The organism is Roseobacter sp. (assembly GCF_045106495.1).
In the GTDB taxonomy this organism is placed as follows: domain Bacteria; phylum Pseudomonadota; class Alphaproteobacteria; order Rhodobacterales; family Rhodobacteraceae; genus Roseobacter.
This window is the reverse complement of the sequence record NZ_JBGCEQ010000021.1, coordinates 1-14,341: the sequence shown is the minus strand read 5'-3', so window position 1 is coordinate 14,341 and position 14,341 is coordinate 1. Positions and strand designations below refer to the sequence as shown.

The 14,341-nt window shown below is 53.5% G+C and carries 14 protein-coding genes; 12 read left to right on the top strand and 2 right to left on the bottom strand.

Annotated features, from left to right (window positions below):
* Window positions 1-19: 19 nt before the first annotated feature.
* Together leuD and AB8B75_RS14370 are read left to right on the top strand one after the other, a co-directional pair.
* Window positions 20-625 carry a 3-isopropylmalate dehydratase small subunit gene (gene leuD / locus AB8B75_RS14375; RefSeq protein ID WP_405363256.1) on the top strand — a complete coding sequence of 202 codons (606 nt, stop codon included), beginning with the start codon at window positions 20-22 and terminating at the stop codon, window positions 623-625.
* A gap of 318 nt (window positions 626-943) precedes the next feature.
* On the top strand, window positions 944-2,122 hold the full coding sequence (locus AB8B75_RS14370) for an endonuclease/exonuclease/phosphatase family protein (RefSeq protein ID WP_405363255.1): 1,179 nt from the start codon (window positions 944-946) through the stop codon (window positions 2,120-2,122).
* On the opposite strand, the gene AB8B75_RS14365 is transcribed toward AB8B75_RS14370, so the two are convergent.
* Window positions 2,112-2,780 (bottom strand): DUF2306 domain-containing protein, encoded by a 669-nt coding sequence (locus AB8B75_RS14365; protein ID WP_405363253.1) that lies wholly within the window; start codon window positions 2,778-2,780, stop codon window positions 2,112-2,114. The two genes, AB8B75_RS14370 and AB8B75_RS14365, sit on opposite strands and share 11 nt — an antisense overlap.
* 171 nt (window positions 2,781-2,951) lie before the next feature.
* Here AB8B75_RS14365 and AB8B75_RS14360 point away from each other — a divergent pair, with 171 nt between their 5' ends.
* The 6 genes from AB8B75_RS14360 to AB8B75_RS14335 all read left to right on the top strand — a co-directional run bounded on the left by AB8B75_RS14360 (window position 2,952) and on the right by AB8B75_RS14335 (window position 8,595).
* Window positions 2,952-3,887 (top strand): AraC family transcriptional regulator ligand-binding domain-containing protein, encoded by a 936-nt coding sequence (locus tag AB8B75_RS14360; protein WP_405363252.1) that lies wholly within the window; start codon window positions 2,952-2,954, stop codon window positions 3,885-3,887.
* Window positions 3,888-4,039: 152 nt separating this feature from the next.
* Window positions 4,040-5,146 carry a 3-isopropylmalate dehydrogenase gene (gene leuB / locus AB8B75_RS14355; protein ID WP_405363250.1) on the top strand — a complete coding sequence of 369 codons (1,107 nt, stop codon included), beginning with the start codon at window positions 4,040-4,042 and terminating at the stop codon, window positions 5,144-5,146.
* A gap of 199 nt (window positions 5,147-5,345) precedes the next feature.
* Window positions 5,346-6,296: a DMT family transporter gene (locus AB8B75_RS14350; RefSeq protein WP_405363248.1), complete on the top strand. Its 951-nt coding sequence runs from the start codon at window positions 5,346-5,348 to the stop codon at window positions 6,294-6,296.
* Window positions 6,297-6,496: 200 nt separating this feature from the next.
* Entirely contained in the window at window positions 6,497-6,688 is a 192-nt protein-coding gene (locus tag AB8B75_RS14345) for a hypothetical protein (protein ID WP_405363247.1), read from the top strand.
* Between the two features lie 81 nt (window positions 6,689-6,769).
* Window positions 6,770-7,600, top strand: a complete 831-nt coding sequence (locus tag AB8B75_RS14340; RefSeq protein ID WP_405363245.1) for a peptidyl-prolyl cis-trans isomerase — start codon at window positions 6,770-6,772, stop codon at window positions 7,598-7,600.
* On the top strand, window positions 7,597-8,595 hold the full coding sequence (locus tag AB8B75_RS14335; RefSeq protein ID WP_405363244.1) for a HupE/UreJ family protein: 999 nt from the start codon (window positions 7,597-7,599) through the stop codon (window positions 8,593-8,595). Before AB8B75_RS14340 ends, AB8B75_RS14335 begins: the two co-directional genes overlap by 4 nt.
* A 483-nt stretch (window positions 8,596-9,078) precedes the next feature.
* On the opposite strand, the gene AB8B75_RS14330 is transcribed toward AB8B75_RS14335, so the two are convergent.
* Window positions 9,079-10,173: a hypothetical protein gene (locus tag AB8B75_RS14330; RefSeq protein ID WP_405363243.1), complete on the bottom strand. Its 1,095-nt coding sequence runs from the start codon at window positions 10,171-10,173 to the stop codon at window positions 9,079-9,081.
* A gap of 347 nt (window positions 10,174-10,520) precedes the next feature.
* Between AB8B75_RS14330 and AB8B75_RS14325 the strand changes: the two genes are divergently transcribed.
* The 4 genes from AB8B75_RS14325 (at window position 10,521) to AB8B75_RS14310 (ending at window position 13,736) form a co-directional block, all read left to right on the top strand.
* A complete protein-coding gene (locus tag AB8B75_RS14325; protein WP_405363241.1) occupies window positions 10,521-10,679 on the top strand; it encodes a hypothetical protein in 159 nt (52 codons plus the stop codon).
* A gap of 105 nt (window positions 10,680-10,784) precedes the next feature.
* Complete coding sequence (locus tag AB8B75_RS14320; protein ID WP_405363240.1) at window positions 10,785-11,165, top strand: DUF4345 domain-containing protein; 381 nt, start codon at window positions 10,785-10,787, stop codon at window positions 11,163-11,165.
* A gap of 17 nt (window positions 11,166-11,182) precedes the next feature.
* The gene (locus AB8B75_RS14315; RefSeq protein WP_405363239.1) at window positions 11,183-12,049 is read left to right on the top strand and encodes a DUF302 domain-containing protein; all 867 of its coding nucleotides are present in this window, start codon (window positions 11,183-11,185) and stop codon (window positions 12,047-12,049) included.
* 109 nt (window positions 12,050-12,158) lie between these two features.
* Window positions 12,159-13,736, top strand: coding sequence for an arylsulfatase (locus AB8B75_RS14310; protein WP_405363238.1), 1,578 nt, complete (start codon window positions 12,159-12,161; stop codon window positions 13,734-13,736).
* Window positions 13,737-14,341: the final 605 nt, after the last annotated feature.

Genomic DNA, 14,341 nt, shown 5'->3' with positions numbered 1-14,341 from the left:
GCGTGCAAGGAGACTGTAAATGGATAAATTTGACAAACTGACCGGTATTGCGGCGCCCATGCCGATGATCAACATCGACACCGATATGATCATACCCAAGCAGTTCCTCAAAACGATCAAACGATCCGGTCTGGGCGTCAATCTTTTTGATGAAATGCGCTACGACGACGACGGCGAAGAGATACCCGACTTTGTTCTCAATCAGGACGCATATCGTGAGGCTGAAATCTTGGTGGCGGGTGACAATTTCGGCTGTGGCTCGAGCCGCGAGCATGCACCATGGGCGATCAAGGATTTCGGGATCAAATGTGTCATTGCACCGTCGTTTGCGGATATCTTTTTCAACAACTGCTTCAAGAACGGAATTTTGCCGATCCCCTTACCGCAAGAACAGGTCGATATCCTGATGAAAGATGCTGAAAAGGGATCGAACGCGCGGATCAGCGTTGACCTCGATGCACAGACCATCACTTCATCCGATGGTGAAGTATTTAGTTTCGACGTCGATCCTTTCAAAAAACACTGTCTGATGAATGGTCTGGACGACATTGGCCTGACCATGGAAAAATCAGCCTCAATCGATGTTTTCGAAAAACAAGCGGCACAGGCGCGTCCGTGGGTGTGATGGAAAAAAGCGCAGGTCGATGGGACCGCGCTTTTACCTCTTTCCTGTGATGAGATTGTTGTTGCTATCCTTGTGTGCGGCACCGGCTCGGATTGAGGGATCACTGCGAGTTGCAGCATTCAACATTCGGACAAACCAAACACTTTAACCCCGCCACAAACCATTGTGGGCTTAGGCAGCTGTTCTGCCATGAGCGCTTCACCATCAACATGGGTGTTCTTTTGCCAGTTTTTGTTCTCGCAGTAGTCAAGACGACTTCCGATCTGGTAGACTCTTTTCCATCGAGAACCATCAAACCCTGATCGGAAAAGTGACCGCATGGGCCTTTTATTCTCCCGGTATGTTCATGAACGGAATGACAAGAAACCGCACGACCACGATGATCACCTTGTACCGCCGTCACATAGATCTGGCGAAAACAAAAAGTATCAATTTGCACGCTACCTAATCGCAGTCGGTCTGCTTGTACTTTGTACGGATGCCGGGGCCGAAAATCTGCGCATTGCCAGTTTCAATACGGAATTACAGCGCAAAGGACCGGGCCTTTTGCTCCGCGATATTGCGCGCGGGGATGACGATCAGGTCATGGCGACATTACGCATAATAACAGCCGCCGACGCAGATATTATAGCCCTGCAAAGCTTTGACTACGATCTGACAGGCGAGGCACTTTCGGCCTATGCCCAGGCCTTGGCGGGTATGGGTCTGGACTATCCATTTCAATTTGCCGCCCGACCCAATACGGGCATGCCGACCGGATTGGATATGGATGGCGACGGCCATCTGGGGGATCCGCGCGATACGCAAAGCTATGGCCAGTTCTCTGGGCAGGGTGGCATGGCTATTCTGTCCAAATTCCCGATTGATTACGTGGCTTTGCAGGATTTTTCATCGACCCTGTGGCGCGATGTTCCAGACGCAATGTTACCCTATACCGACGAAGGCGCCTTCCCTTCTGCAGCGGCACAAGAGATCCAACGTTTGTCCACCACCGGGCATTGGGTGGTCCCGATAGATGTACCGAAACTGGGCAGAGTGACCCTGATGACCTTTCACGCCAGTCCGCCGGTGTTCGATGGCCCCGAGGACCGAAACGGCAAACGCAATCACGATGAAATCGTTTTTTGGCAGCACTATCTTGATGAAGCCTTCGGGCCCGCGCCTAGAGAACGGTTTGTCTTGCTAGGAGACTTCAATCAGGATCGGCGCGGCGGCGAAGGGATCAAAGCCGCGATCTCCAGCATTCTGGACGATCCCAGATTGCAAGACCCGATGCCACAGAGCAAAGGCAGCGTCTTGGTCTCAGGCGATCCCTTTGACACAGTAGACTGGACAGACCCAGAGCCTGGAAACCTGCGTGTGGACTATGTCTTGCCATCTTCGGACTGGCGCGTTCTGGACAGTGGCGTGCTTTGGCCAGATCGGGCCACGGAACTCGGCGAAGATGCGATGTTGGCCAGCCGACATCGGCTCGTTTGGATCGATATCACGCGTTAGTTTTTCGATTTCCCGCGCGCAACCATAGTTCAAGCAAAAACAGATAAGGCAGAAAAAAGGCGACGTTCTGGAAAAGGTCGAAAGCGCCATCGAAAGCCGGGGTCGACCCAATGCCGTCCGTGAGTGCAAACCAGACACCATAATGCACTCGGTAGAGCCAGGACCCCATGCTGAGCACAAACAACCTGAGCGCCCAGCGCCTGTGATCGGCAAATCTTTTGGCGCGCGCGTAACGTATGGCCTGAAAAGCGCTCAAACAGAGCAAAACACCGTAGAGCGCGAAACCTGCGTCCATCCAAACGCCGCCAATCGTCCCCCGCAAGGTAATGTAGCCCAAACCGCCCACGCCTGTCAGTAAACCGCAGCCGCAAAGAAACCGACCGCTCCACCGATGCACGATCGGCCAGCGATTTCGCAAAGCGCTCAAAAGCTGGAGGGGAATCAACAGCGTCAGCACCCCACCTAACAGCATGTGCCAGAAAATGGCGTAATTACTGAAGGATTGGCCAGACGCAAAAAAACGCGTTTCCAAGTTCCCAGGGGCAAACAGTCCGCTAGTTCCCAGTTGTGTCGAATGCAAGGCGAAGGGCAAAACAACGAGCATCAAAACCGCGATGCCCACTCCGGTCAAAATTGCACCAAGGTTTGCAGATGACACAATTCTCTCCCTCTTGCTGATTTACAGCGTTGCGGTCCTTGGGACGCACAAGCCCGAGACTTGCAATTTGCGCCAATTGAATAGCAAAATGCGCCTCAAACCGACCTGCCTATGGTCAAAAAGAGGCGCCTGTACCATTTCACCTATATCCCTTTGACTGAAGGACAAGACATGAGCCGCAAAGCCCTCTACCCCGTGGCACAACAAATTCGCCAAATATGCACAATGCTAGATCTCTCCGAGACGCGGGTCTTGAAAAGAACCGGATTGCCACCGAATTACATAGACAATGAAGATCGCGGCGTTGATGCCGAGACTTTTTTTCAGATGTGGCGGGCTATTAGCGTGGAATGCAACCGCCCAGATGCGCCCCTTTTTTTGGCAAAGCTCACTGCTGGCCGCCCATACAATTCACCGATGATCGCTTTCACCAGCAGTCGGAATTACCGCGAAGGCCTCGCGCGGCTGGCACTGTTCAAGCCCCTTGTTGCGCCAATCAAACTGACCATCAAGGAGGTGCCACAGGGCGTCTCTCTTGTATTTGGGGTGTCTGATTCCTTGGCAAGTCTGCCTGAGGATGTCGAAGTATTCGATCTGGTTTATTTTGTTGAGATAGCGCGCGTTTACACAGGCAACAATGTTGTGCCGCTATCTGTAGGCGGGCCGTCCGTTGATCCACTAAAGGATGAGTTGGCAGACTATTTCGGTTGTATGCCCCACTACAGTCCCCAGGCAGAGTTGATTTTGCGAAATGAGGATGTCGATTTACCGTTGATCTCTGCCAATGCGACTCTGTTGAACGATTTTGTTCCGACACTGCAAAGGCGGCTCAACGAAAACAGATCAAGTGACACGACCGCTGACCGCGTCGAAGCCATACTCAGAGACATGCTTCCAGCCGGGAAAGCTTCTGCTGATGACGTCTGCGCGCGCCTTCACATCAGCCGGCGCAGTCTGCAACGTAGATTGCATCAAGAAGGCCGAACATACCGCAGCGTTCTCGATGCAACGCGTGCGGCTATGGCCAAAGACTTGCTGGCACAAGGTGAAATGAGCATCGCTGAAATCTCATACTTGCTGGCCTACAGGGATCCGAACTCATTTTAACGCGCTTTTCACAATTGGACCGGAATGACCCCGATGCAGGCTCGGGAAACACTCTGATACTGCCCATAACCTTTTATTCTCATGGTCGGCTTCTTGACCCCGACCGGGTCGCGCGATAGGCCGCTTGCAAAACAAGTTGCAGGAGTCTCATCATGGCCAATCCTTCTCTCCTTATCCTTGCCGGCGACGGTATCGGCCCGGAAGTGATGGCCCAAGTCAAGCGCGTCATTACCTGGTTTGGCGACAAACGCGGTCTGGCATTTGACGTCAGCGAAGATCTGGTGGGCGGAGCCGCTTATGACGCGCATGGCACGCCATTGCATGATGACACCATGGCGCGCGCACTTGCGGTGGATGCCGTCTTGCTGGGCGCTGTCGGCGGGCCAAAGTATGACGCGCTTGATTTCAGTGTGAAGCCGGAACGTGGCCTGTTGCGCCTGCGCAAGGAAATGGATCTTTTCTCGAACCTGCGCCCGGCACAGTGCTTTGACGCTCTTGCAGACTTTTCATCGCTCAAGAAAGACATCGTGGCCGGTCTCGACATCATGATCGTCCGCGAATTGACCTCTGGGGTGTATTTCGGTGAGCCCCGCGGCATTTTCGAAGAAGGCAACGAGCGTGTGGGCATCAATACGCAGCGTTACACCGAAGGTGAAATCGACCGGGTCGCGCGATCTGCCTTTGAACTGGCGCGCCGCCGGACCGGCAAGGTCTGCTCCATGGAAAAAGCCAATGTCATGGAAAGCGGTATTCTATGGCGCGAAGTCGTGCAAAAGGTACGCGACACAGATTACCCCGACATCGAACTTTCTCACATGTACGCCGATAATGGCGCGATGCAATTGGTACGTGCACCCAAGCAGTTTGATGTGATCCTCACAGATAACCTTTTTGGCGATATTCTGTCCGATTGCGCGGCCATGCTGACCGGTTCCCTGGGCATGCTGCCCTCTGCAAGCCTTGGCGCGCCAACCGACAATGGCCCGCCTCGCGCGCTATATGAACCGGTCCACGGGTCAGCACCGGACATCACGGGACAAGGCAAAGCCAATCCAATTGCCTGTATCCTCAGCTTTGCAATGGCACTGCGCTATTCGTTTGATCACGGGGATGAAGCAACGCGTATTGAAACCGCGATTGAAAAAGTTCTGGCCGATGGCGCACGCACCGCAGATTTGATGGGCGAAGAAGGCGGCACACCGATCACAACAAGTGAAATGGGCGACGTAATTCTGGCTTCACTTGACGCGAGCCTCTGACAGTCAGAATGAACAGTGGGCAATTTCTGGATCCCCTTTGTATTCCGATCCTGTCTGACCAGATTGAAAAAATGCGCGAGACGTCCATTGCGCACCGCGACCAGAAGGTGCTCGGAATAGGTGCCTAAATGACGTGAGAAAGCTTGGTTCCCTTTTCGCAAGGGAGTCAAAGCCAATCAACGGGCGAAGCGAGGATGCAATGAACCAAAACGCAAAGGGCGCTCTTTACGCACTCATCGCCTTTGGCATTTTTGCAAGCCATGATGTGATCATCAAAGTGCTAGGGGGCTCGTACTCGCCGGTACAAATCGTGTTTTTCAGCGTGCTGTTCAGCTTTCCGCTGGCAATGCTGTATCTGCTGCGCGACGCCACACCAGGAACCCTGATCCCTAAACACCCCTGGTGGATGGTCGCTCGTACCTTTGCGGCCGTAATAACCGGTTTCTGCGCCTTTTATGCCTTTTCGGTCCTACCATTAGCACAGGTCTACGCAATTATTTTTGCTTCCCCCCTGCTCATTACAATTCTTGCCATTCCGATTTTGGGGGAGCAGGTCAAGCTTCGGCGGTGGATCGCCGTTGCGATCGGCCTTTGCGGGGTGATGGTTGTGCTACGGCCCGGGAATTCAAGTCTTGAGCTTGGTCATCTAGCGGCCTTGATCTCGGCCATTTGCGGAGCAATCGCATCGATCATTGTCCGCAAAATAGGCCGTGAAGAGCGCACAGTTGTTATCATGCTCTATCCCATGATGGCAAATTTTATCGTCATGGCCGCCGTTCTGCCCGTGGTCTACCAACCTATGCCAATCGAAGATTTAGGCAAACTCGGGATTGTCGCAATTTTTGCCTGGATCGCGGGAAGATTTTTGATCGCGGCTTACAACACAGGTGAGGCTGTTGTGGTCGCCCCGATGCAATACTCCCAAATACTGTGGGCAACATTCTACGGATTGATGTTCTTTGACGAAAAACCAGATACTCACACAATCATTGGGTCATGTATCATTATTGCCAGCGGGTTGTTTATTGTACTCCGGGAAAGCAAGTCGCCTGGATCAGAACAGCCGGTTTTGCGCACACGCTCGCGCCCGGAGACGGGCACGTCACCGCGTGTCTCAACTTTCATAAAACGTAGGAATCCGAAAAAATGATTGGTCTCACATTTCTGCCCGTCTCTTTCGCAGAATAGCAATCAACAAGCTTTCAAAGTTCTAGATAGGTGGCGATGGGTTTTCTTAAATTGGTTTAACTCAAAAGCGGATTGCGGTCGTGAAAGCTGACAGAGCTTCAGCCGGATGGATGCTTCTTTTGGCTCAATTGCTTTTTGAAGCATGGCGGCATCGTTTTTCCTTTGGCAACGGTCCTGCCTTATGGCCTCCACTACACCTTGCTCGCCGCCTCTGGTTTCGTTCCGGGCGTGCCGTTGCTTGCACTCCTGACCTCTTTGCAGGCGCGGCTGGAATGCATCGCAGGTACTGCCGTGGGTTGCCGGATTGCAGCAACAGGGGTGATGGCTGTAGCTCTGCCGACTGTCTCGACATGAATTGACACTTGATCTGTCCCCCAGCGCCAGCAAAGTAGCTGAGCGAGTCGCCTTCAGGACTTGCAGACTAGAGAGCAATCAATGAACTTTCGCATGATCTTCCGATCTTCTCTATTCCATTTCTTCGCCCTCGGTGCGTTGATATTTGCCGGTTTTGCATTGTTGAACGAAACGCCCCCTACCGCGCGATTGGATTCCATTTCTCTGAGCAACGAAGAGGCACGTATGCTTGCAGAGCGCTTTTCCGCAACATGGAACAGGCCGCCTACAACGCAGGAACTGGATGGATTGATGCGCAACTGGGCACTGGAAGAGGCGAGTGTCAGGGAGGCGCTCGCTCTCGGTCTGGATCAGGGCGACGCGATCATCCGGCAGCGGCTGAACCTGAAGATGCAGTATATTGCTGAGTCAGCAGCCGCCGCTCTGACGCCTGACGACGCCACGCTCCAATCCTATCTCGATGCGAATTCAGAACGTTTCATGCAACCTGCCCGTATGGCTTTCGAGCAGGTAATCCTGCCGCCGGACGGGGATCCAAGCGAGCTTCGAGCGAGGCTCGAAAAAGGCGCCGATCCATCAACAATCGGAAAGGCAAGCCTACTGCCCCCTACCCTTCCTTTGACGCCCGCGCCCGTGATCGACCGAACATTTGGCACGGGTTTCCATGCAAGCCTGGCAGAACTGGTTGCAGACAAGTGGTCTGGTCCGGTGCAAAGCGCCTATGGTCAGCACCTTGTGCGGGTCATCGACGCGATCAATGGCACGATCTCGCCACTCGCCGATATCCGCGACCGGGTCGAAGCAGAATGGCGCGCATCGGAGATGCAACAGATGCGGGCGACCTTCAATGCGGCATTGTTGGAGCAATATTCGGTATCCTTGCCGGACCCTGATGCGGTGCTGGGCCAGTGAAACGATACGCGCTGATCCTGATCATGGTGATCGTGAACTGGCTACCAGTGTCTGTGTCGGCGCACGGCCTCGATCCTGGCTTCCTTGATTTGGTATCGATCGGAAATGACAGCTGGCGGGTGACTTGGCGGGCTCCGGATGTCAACGGTCAGCCGATGACAATCGAGGCGCAACTACCAAGAAACTGCGTGCATCCTGCCCTAGCCACACCGCGTTTTGATGGCCGCGCGTGGACGACCAAATGGGTGACCAACTGCCCGGGTGGTTTGCGGGGCGGCGTCATCGAAATCTTGGGGCTTGATCGCACCAGCACGGACACGCTCGTGCGATATGAACTGGCGCCGGGCCAAACGCAGGTGCATCGCCTGACATCGTCAAATACCTCTTTCACCGTGCCCGAGGACCCAGGCAAGATCGAAATCCTGACAAGCTATGTGGCACTCGGCGTGACGCATATCCTGGAAGGCGTGGATCACCTGCTGTTCGTCTTGGCCCTTGTGCTGCTGATCCGTGACCGTATGCGGATGCTCTGGGCGATCACAGCTTTTACAGTTGCTCACAGCATCACACTGGCGGCAGCCTCTTTCGGCTGGCTGAACCTGCCGCCACCCCCGGTCGAAGCGATTATCGCTCTCTCCATCGTCTTTCTCGCTTACGAGCTGTCGTTACCCGTCGCGGACCGCGATCCGGTCTCCGAACGGTTTCCTTGGATCGTGTCTTTCGGTTTCGGATTGGTTCATGGATTGGGCTTTGCTGGAGCCCTGGAAGAGATAGGCTTGCCGACAGGTGATATCCCACTGGCGCTTTTTGCGTTCAACATCGGCGTGGAACTTGGACAGCTTCTCTTCATCGCGTTTGTGCTTACGTTAGGATTCGCACTCAGGTGGCTCTATCCCCAATTGCAACACAAAGCCGGATCACTTGCCCGCTTTGCCAGTTATGGCATCGGGAGCCTCGCCGCCTTTTGGGTCATCGAGCGCGTTGCAGGGTTTTGATCGCAATGCGCAAAACCATAGTCATCAGGTTCTGCACGCTAAATCTGACTGCACCCTTGCAACCACCGTCGATATTTCACGCAGCTATTACCCTCTTCAGAGCATTTCCTACCAGCAAAAATACCGCCTAAATCATATTGCTGACCGCGTGTTTGTGGCTTTCAGGAACCTCTCCTGGGCTCGAAACAGCTCGATCTTGTCTACTGACAACGCATAGCCAGTTCCAGCACCCTGGCTCGACTTGGACGCCTTGTCATGATCAATCATGTCCCTTAGGACGTCCGCCAAAGCAGTTTGTACTTTGGGCAACAAGTCGCTCCATTCCAGATCAATGAAATCGTCCGCGAGTGTCTAGTTTCCCGGTAGCGGCAATATCGAGCAAGCCGCCAAAGACCGGCGCCCGAACAGGACTGCTTGGGCGTGCCGGCTTCGGATAGCTGCCAAATACTCTGACAACCGATCCGTAAAATGTTACCTCACCCGTCAATTGGCAGCTTCTTTGGAGCGCGCCACATAGGCGGCAATCGTCACGAGATCACCCAAGGCGACAGAACGCGCGCGCATCAGCGGTTCCAAAACGGCGGTTTGCGACCAGTTGGAGCGTAGGGAAAACTGTCGTGCAACAATAACACCTGCTTCGGGACGCTCGTTGACCAATCCGTCAATGCTGTTTTGTACGGCTGTCATGATTTGTGGATTGCCAATGCCGTGATGTACAGACATCGCCATGACAATCTGTTCGAGCTTGTCCAGCGGCTGCTTTGGATCAAGGAGCATGGTGTTTGCCAAATGCTCGACACCTGATGCACCTTCAAGCTCAATGTAGGCGGCCGCGAATGCGCCAAGGTTGTTGGCCCAGTTCCAATCCGCGACCCGGTTGATAAAGTCATGAATTTCAGCTCTCGCGGCGGGCGTTCCCGATAGACCCAGAAGCAACGCTTGAATGGCTTGGTACTGATATCCCGTTTTGGTCCATAGGTTTTCCAACAGGTCTTCGTCGGAAAAACGTAAATCCAACTGGCGCAATTCAGCGTAGGGCACTTTATCCAGCTCGCCGATGACTATGGTTTCATGTGTAAGTACAGGACTGTCTTGCAAAGAAACGATGAAATCCAAGCGGCTTTGCGGCATTGCATTCTGCCAAGACAGACGATGATCCAGCGTAGTTTCAAGGATATCTTGGAAACTCTGATTGACATAGGCAACCCGTTGCCACCCGCTTTCCAGAGTGTGAGCGAACAAGACGGTATCGGCAGGGACCGCTGCCAGATGTCGACGACTTGGCGTGTCCACAAGCTGTTCGATGGGCGGTATCTCATCGTTGCCAACCAGGATGCGGTTCACTTTGTAGACGAAGGGATTTTCGTTGTCGGGACGCGCCAGCACCAGTTTTTCTGCGTCCACAATCCAATCGATTGCCGTCCGCTCCGGTTTGACCATGTCAAAAGCGCAGGAAAGAGCCGGTCCTGCAACAAAGCATAACGCTGCAACCGCCAGACGTCGCAACCACTTGGTTACCCCGTCCGAAAACCGCTGGCGAAGTCGTCCGTAACGCCCTGAGGCGTATGAAGTTACCATGCCCATGCTTCCATTTTGCCAGCGTAAATCGCATAGCCGGTTTGACCCAATTTGGTTGCATGGAAATCGTACATTGGGTTCAAAGTATCAATGACCTCATCCACCTTATGCTCAACGATCATGCTACCATAGAACAGGATCAGCTGGTACCCAATCTTCTTACATCATTTCTCGTCAGGTTTCAGCCACACCAGAAACTAGAGCATCTACCAAAAGCACTAAAGCAGCCGTGCACTTCTTTGGTTTGGCAGCGGCGCCCTCTTTTGACAATCAGATTGCAAGTTTTCGGTTTTGACCATCTCACCATTGGCACGGGGGTTTGGCAGCCTGGCAAAAGCAACATTCGAATGGCTGCCTCGCGAGTGATCGTGGAGTCGATGGCCGAAGTTGTGGCGACCAAAGTGGCAACAAACGCCGCACAAAACACGAAACAGCGCTCTATCGCAGGCGGCAAGAAAGTGGGACAACGCGCTGCAATGATACCCCGTTTTAAACCAATCGAATGAAGGATAAATGCTAACGGACGCGCCAAATATCTATTCCGGAGGTTGTGTTAGACCCCAAGTTGCGTTTCTTTGGAGTTGTAAAACCTATTCCCCGGAGAGATCGAATTGTCCGACCGACTTCTATTGATGCTGGCTGCCATCGGGCTTGTACCCATCGCGCTGTTTTATGGCCTCGCTCCGTCGATCACATTGCCATACTTGTTGGGGTTTCCGGTGGAAGGATTGCACCAGACCCATGTCTTTCGCGCGATCATGGGGCTCTACCTGGCAAACGTCGCCTTTTGGATTTCAGGCGCATCGATCCCGTCTTTGACGCGTCCAGCACTCTGGGCCCTCCTAGTCTTTATGGGTGGTCTTGCTTCGGGTCGGGTTATCAGCCTGCTGGTAGACGGAACGCCAAATTTCGTTCTGCTTTTTTTTCTTGGAGCCGAAATCGTTTTCGGCACGCTGGCGGCAATTAACCTGAAAAAGACGACATTGCGTTGAATTAAGGGTGTTGTTTGATGTCATTTCAAAAAGTCTTCCTGACGACCTTGGCGGTCCTGTCGTTGTGCAGTTCCGCGAGCAGCCAAGAAACACTTCAAATAGCGGTTGATCAATCTTTCGAGGTGGTAAGCCAGACGGTAGAGGATGCCAGTCTTACGCCGGTACTGACGATAGATCATGCTCGACTCGCCGCTGCCGAAGGAGTGGAAATGCCGCCTTCCCGCGTACAATTGTTTTCAGATCTTCGCGTTAATACGATGATTTTGCAGCAGAACGTGCGCGCCGGGTTGGATTTGCCGTTTCGTGTCCTGTCATACGCTGAAAACGGGGCATCTAAGGTGATCTACACACCTGGATCATTTCTTGCACAGCGACATCCACTGACCTCCGGTTCAACTCTTTCCGATTTCGACAAACGTATCGAGGCCGCGTTCGGGAGTTTGAAAGACACGACACCTCAACCTATGGCAACCGAAGGAGTCGACAGGGACTTCGCCATCATTGAACTCAGATCACAATTTCCGGTGGCTGAAACCGTCGACCGCCTCAAAAAGGCAATCACAGCGCAATCTGATACGATCTGGTTCGGAGAAATCGATTTTCAGCGGGAAGCGGCAACAATCGACGTTGAGTTGATGCCAGCGCAGCTCCTGCTGTTTGGTGGACCGGCTCCAGGGGGCGTCGCAATGGCCGACTTCCCCGCGATCGGACTTGACGCCTTTTGTCAAAAATTGCTCGTCTATGCAGGAGAGGACGGAAAAGCAATTGTCCTTTTCAATGATATCGCCGCCTTGGCTGAATTGCACTACGGGCACTCCGCCAAGCCCCATGCAATGTTAAACAAAAGACTGACGGAGACGTTCGCAAATGCAATCACACAGTGAAAGTCCCGCCGCATAATTCCAATGCTTAGGATTCAATTAACGACGATTACCTATCGTTGCGGAATCCCTGAATGTGTTCAGGGCAAATCAAAAAAGAAAGGGAGAGACCTTGGACTTTAATCCTAAAATAACCCAATCGATGGTGGCCGGTCTGATGGCAACTTTCGTCATGACGACATCGTCTATTGCGCAGGAGGACCGCCCCAATATTCTGGTCATCATGGCTGATGATGTCGGCTGGGCCAGTCTGGGCAGCTATCATCAGGGCGTGAAGAGCATTGAAACACCAAATCTTGATCGACTTGCTGCCGAGGGTACTCGGCTTACTGACTACTACGCCGAACCAAGCTGTACTGCGGGGCGCTCCTCATTTCTGACCGGTCAATTCCCGATCCGTACAGGGATGCACACGGTCGGATTGCCTGGCGATCCGGTGGGATTGAGCAATGACGATCCCACAATAGCCGACATGATGAAATTGCTTGGCTACACAACTGGTCAATTCGGCAAAAATCATCTTGGCGATCAAAACCAGTTCCTGCCCACAACAAAGGGTTTTGATGAATACTGGGGATGGCTCTACCACTTGAACGCCATGGAATACACGTCTGACCCGGACTGGCCGGATGATCCTGAATTCGAAGCACAGTTTGGTCCGCGCAACGTTATTTATGCCTTTGCAACTGAAGAAACAGATGAAACCGTGGATCCGCGATGGGGCTTGGTGGGCAACCAGCGCATTGTAGACGACGGACCGGCACCGCCCGAGCGACAGAAAACGCTGGACGATGAAGTGACAGAGAAAACGCTCGACTTTATCAATCGGGCGGTGGAAGGCGCATCCCCATTCTTTGTGTGGATGGCGCCCGCGCGTGCACACGTCTGGACCAATCTCAGCCCCGAGTATGAAGCAATGCTTGGAAATGGGCGGGGCTTGCAGGATGTTGTCATGAAAGAGCTGGACGACAATGTCGGAAAGGTGCTTGCGCGTCTTGATGAGCTTGGCGTCAGCGACAACACGATTGTCGTCTTCACGTCAGACAACGGCCCGGAAACATTAACCTGGCCTGATGGCGGTACGACACCATTCCATGGAGAGAAAGGCACAACTTGGGAAGGTGGCTTTCGAGTTCCTGCGATCGTTCGCTGGCCCGGGCAGATTCCGGAAGGGCGCGTTGCAAATGGTATATTCTCTGGGATGGACTGGATGCCAACGCTGGTTGCCGCCGCTGGCGGGCCGGACAATCTGCCTGAAGAGCTGCTGTCAGGTTACGAAGGTTACAATGTCCATTTGGATGGGTACAATCAATTGTCCTATCTGACAGGCGGCGAAGAGAGCAACCGCGAGGAAATCATCTACTACGAAGGCACCAACTTGCAGGCCATCCGATACCGCGACTGGAAAGCACATTTTGTCGTGCAGCATCATGGTTGGGGGGGACCAAAAGACGAATTGAATGCACCTTTGCTCGTCAATTTGCGCCGCGATCCCTATGAAAAAGCAGCGGAAGAGTCTGGCATGTACACCGAATGGATGGGCAAGAAAATGTGGGCTTTCGGACCCGCAGCAAAGCTCGTGCAAAGACACTTGCAGAGCTTTCAGGACTTTCCACCGCGCGGCACTGTCGTCGCAAACCAAGGCAACGTTGAGAAGCAGATTTCCAGCGAAGGCGGCATGTCGCAATAAATTCGCATGCAGAGTTGCCTCGCAGTTTTCATTGCGGGGCAACACAAGATTTTGGTAAAATTGGAACCTCCTCACGACAGCCCACACCGACACAAGTCGGGCGGACCCAAAAAAGAGACGAGCAGAAATGCTCGCCTCTTGCCCATGCAAAACCTGTTCGACTAATTTGGTGCTCAATCCACTACTTCTGCCGCAGACCGATCCCACTTGGGCAAGCTTCACTGGACCAGCCACCCTTCCACGAGCATCGTGTCCAAGCGCACTTCAAAGCCCTCACCATCCTTGTGACGCGGTCGAAACTGGCAATGTTTTTCAGTGACATAAGCGAAGCCCAGTCGTGCGAAAGCGCCCCGGAGGGCGCTTCGCAGGTTAAGTTGGTTGCGGGAGGGCGCAACAGACGATCTCTGCGCGCCGGGGCCAGAAACGCAAAAACCTCCGCGGCAGGGCCAGCGGAGGATTCGCAATTATCGTTGGTTGCGGGGGCTCGCAACTTACGATTTTTGCTGTTGGTCGAGAGCGGAGTTCCGCAGCTTGCAGCGTGAGAAAGGTGAGCGCCTCTGCCAATCACATTGTTCTCAGTCGTCACGTCGGCTTCGCTTGGACAC

Excerpts from the sequence above, each read along its gene's own strand:
- leuB (WP_405363250.1), top strand. The coding sequence starts at position 4,040 with ATGGCCAATCCTTCTCTCCTTATCCTTGCCGGCGACGGTATCGGCCCG.
- AB8B75_RS14325 (WP_405363241.1), top strand. The coding sequence starts at position 10,521 with ATGGCTGCCTCGCGAGTGATCGTGGAGTCGATGGCCGAAGTTGTGGCG.
- AB8B75_RS14350 (WP_405363248.1), top strand. The coding sequence starts at position 5,346 with ATGAACCAAAACGCAAAGGGCGCTCTTTACGCACTCATCGCCTTTGGC.
- leuD (WP_405363256.1), top strand. The coding sequence starts at position 20 with ATGGATAAATTTGACAAACTGACCGGTATTGCGGCGCCCATGCCGATG.
- AB8B75_RS14360 (WP_405363252.1), top strand. The coding sequence starts at position 2,952 with ATGAGCCGCAAAGCCCTCTACCCCGTGGCACAACAAATTCGCCAAATA.
- AB8B75_RS14340 (WP_405363245.1), top strand. The coding sequence starts at position 6,770 with ATGAACTTTCGCATGATCTTCCGATCTTCTCTATTCCATTTCTTCGCC.
- AB8B75_RS14330 (WP_405363243.1), bottom strand. The coding sequence starts at position 10,173 with ATGGTAACTTCATACGCCTCAGGGCGTTACGGACGACTTCGCCAGCGG.
- AB8B75_RS14370 (WP_405363255.1), top strand. The coding sequence starts at position 944 with ATGGGCCTTTTATTCTCCCGGTATGTTCATGAACGGAATGACAAGAAA.
- AB8B75_RS14315 (WP_405363239.1), top strand. The coding sequence starts at position 11,183 with ATGTCATTTCAAAAAGTCTTCCTGACGACCTTGGCGGTCCTGTCGTTG.